The sequence below is a fragment of the Dactylosporangium sp. NPDC050688 genome, assembly GCF_040654515.1.
Lineage (GTDB): Bacteria > Actinomycetota > Actinomycetes > Mycobacteriales > Micromonosporaceae > Dactylosporangium.
In genome coordinates this window covers 1-2,739 of the sequence record NZ_JBFAIC010000166.1, presented here as the reverse complement: position 1 = coordinate 2,739, position 2,739 = coordinate 1, and the positions used below count along the sequence as shown (strand labels likewise).

The 2,739-nt window shown below is 70.8% G+C and carries 1 protein-coding gene; it reads right to left on the bottom strand.

Translation table 11 applies throughout. The annotated features are described in order from the left end of the window. Positions 1–472: 472 nt before the first annotated feature. Positions 473–2,530, bottom strand: a complete 2,058-nt coding sequence (locus AB0H83_RS51690; RefSeq protein ID WP_360111392.1) for a hypothetical protein — start codon at positions 2,528–2,530, stop codon at positions 473–475. Positions 2,531–2,739: the final 209 nt, after the last annotated feature.

Below are 2,739 nucleotides of genomic sequence, written 5' to 3'. Positions count from 1 at the left end.
GCACCGAACACTGACGGACCACCGTAGACCGCCACAACCTTCGACGCGAACGCCGAGGTCACCCACACCGGTGACCAGCAGCGCTCTTCGGCTTCGTTCGCACCCCATGCCGAACCCCGCGACCAAGCGCTTCGCTCAAGGCGTCACCGCGGGAGACCGGCCGGCTCCCCACCCCGACGTCTCACCGGGAGCCACCGATGCCCAACGAACCCACCAACCCGACCTGGCGCGAGAAGCTCACCCTCGCCGCCGTCCGCGGCGCCATTGCCGGCGCGGTCCGCGCCATCTTTACCTGGATGCTCGAACGTTGATCCGACGCTGGCCGGGCCCGCTTACCACGGGCCCGACTGGCTGCTCAACCCTGGGGAATACCGCACGTTCGAATACATGCCTTCCCCCAGTAAAATCGTTCAATGTTGCATCAGAACGAATCCTGATCAGCCTGCTTACTCAAGGCGGCCGATCTACCTCATCAACTCGATCGCAGCATGTCTCGAAGAGTATTGGCTGCTCCCGGTGTACCTGCAGTCATTTCATCCCTGATGGCTTCAATGCGACCCTGCTCTGCCAGTACACCAATCAGTCCAAGGGCTGCATACCAGTCGCCGGCGTCGGCGCGCTCGCGCAGCTCGTCGACGCGGCCTTGCTCGGCCAGGACGTCGGCCAGCCGGGAGGGGGCATATCTGTTACCGGCGTCGGCGCGCTCGCGCAACTCGTCGACGCGGCCCTGCTCGGCCAGCACGTCGGCCAGCCGGTAGGCGGCATACCAGTCGTCGGCGTCGGCGTCGGCGCGCTCGCGCAGCTCATCGACGCGGCCCTGCTCGGCCAGGACGTCGGCCAGCCGGGCGGCAGCAGACCCGTCGCCGGCGTCGGCGCGCTCGCGCAGCTCATCGACGCGGCCCTGCTCGGCCAGGACGTCGGCCAGCCGGGCGGCGGCAAACCTATCGTCGGCGTCGGCGCGCTCGTGCAGCTCATCGACGCGGCCCTGCTCGGCCAGGACGTCGGCCAGCCGGGCGGCAGCAGACCCGTCGCCGGCGTCGGCGCGCTCGCGCAGCTCATCGACGCGGCCCTGCTTCGCCAGCACGTCGGCCAGCCGGGAGGCGACAGACCCATCGCCGGCGTCGGCGTGCTCACGCAACATCCCTAGGGCCTCATCAAGGCGGTCTTGGTCACCTAGCACGTCGGCCAGCCGGGAGGCGGCAGACCCATCGCCGGCGTCGGCGCGCTCGTGCAGCTCATCGACGCGGCCCTGCTCGGCCAGGACGTCGGCCAGCCGGGAGGCGGCAAGCCCGTCGCCGGCGTCGGCGCGCTCGTGCAGCTCATCGACGCGGCCCTGCTCGGCCAGGACGTCGGCCAGCCGGTTGGTGGCATACGGGTCTCCGGCGTCGGCGTGCTCGCGTAACACCCCTAGGGCCTCGCCGACGCGGCCTTGGCCAACCAGCATGTCGGCCAGCCGAACGGCGGCGGCCCCGTCGCCGCGATGCGCGGCGTATCGGTAAAGGGTGATGGCGTCATCAGGCCGGCCGCGGCGTTGGGCGTTGTCGGCGAGGGTGGTGGTGTCGTCGGGGTGGTGGTGGGCGACGAGCGCTTTCCAGACAGGGTCAGGGAGGAGAGTGGTTCGGCGGGCTCGGCGGGCATGCTGGTGGAGGTAGTCGGCTGCGGTCCAGCCGGCGATGGTGCCCATGCCGGCGGGTACGGGGGTTAGGCAGCCGGTGGCGCCGTGGACGGGGGTGGTGGCGTAGGCGAGGGCATGCTCGAGCCAGTCCGGTGGGGCGGTGGCCTGCTGGGCGGGGGTGAGGTAAGCGGGGGTGGCGGCTTCGAGGAAGTCGCGGTTGGCTGGGTGTTGGGTGCCGACGCGGCGGGCGTCGAGCGCGGCGGTGATGACTGCTTGGCCGTAGCAGTCGTCGGTCGCTTCCCAGCGTTGGATCAGCGCTGGGCCGGCGGCCAGAACCTGGGTGAAGCCGGCGTCGGTGGTGTCCAGCGCGATCCGCAGCCGCCGGTCGGTCCCAGCGAGGGCCTCGCCACGGCGGCGCTCCGCAGCAGTGAACTCGTCCGGGACCCGGATGATGTGGGCTAGGCGGAGGACCTCACGGTCCTCGGCGTACGGGTCGGGTTGGCCTGCGTTGGGGCGGGTGGTGCGCATGCGGTACTCGTCCGGCCATAAGGTGGCGACCACGACCGTACCAGCGGTGATGAGCCGATGCGCGGCACCAACCGTGAGCCCAGCCGGATGGTTGAGGTAGCGCTGCAGCTCGTCGAGCCACAGCACCGTGCGCGGTGTCGGGGCGGCAGCGTGAGCACTGATTGCCGGGGTGTCGGCGGGGTGTAGCAGCCACCACTCCGGCAGCACCGCCCGGACCGCTTCGAGCAGCGCGCGGGTCTTGCCGACTGATGAACCACCGACCAGCAGCACCAGACCACCGCTCGCCGCGGCGGCGGTAACCGCGGTGCGCAGGTCCGCATCGAGATCCCGCGGCACATACGGCGGCAGCTCATTCTCGACATCCGCGACCTGGATCGCGGCGTGCACACCGAGCAGCCGCGGCCGGGCGTCGCGGACCCGGACCGCACCGCCGGGCCGCGGCTGGTGAGCGGTGGCGACCCGCTCCCACGCCGCCAACCACAGATGTTGCGCCTCATCGTCGAGACCGCACGCCGTCAGGAACGCGATCACGGTCTCTCTGGTGGGCGTTGACTTGGCGTTGAGGAGGTCGCTCAGCGTCGCCTTCGGCAATGGGT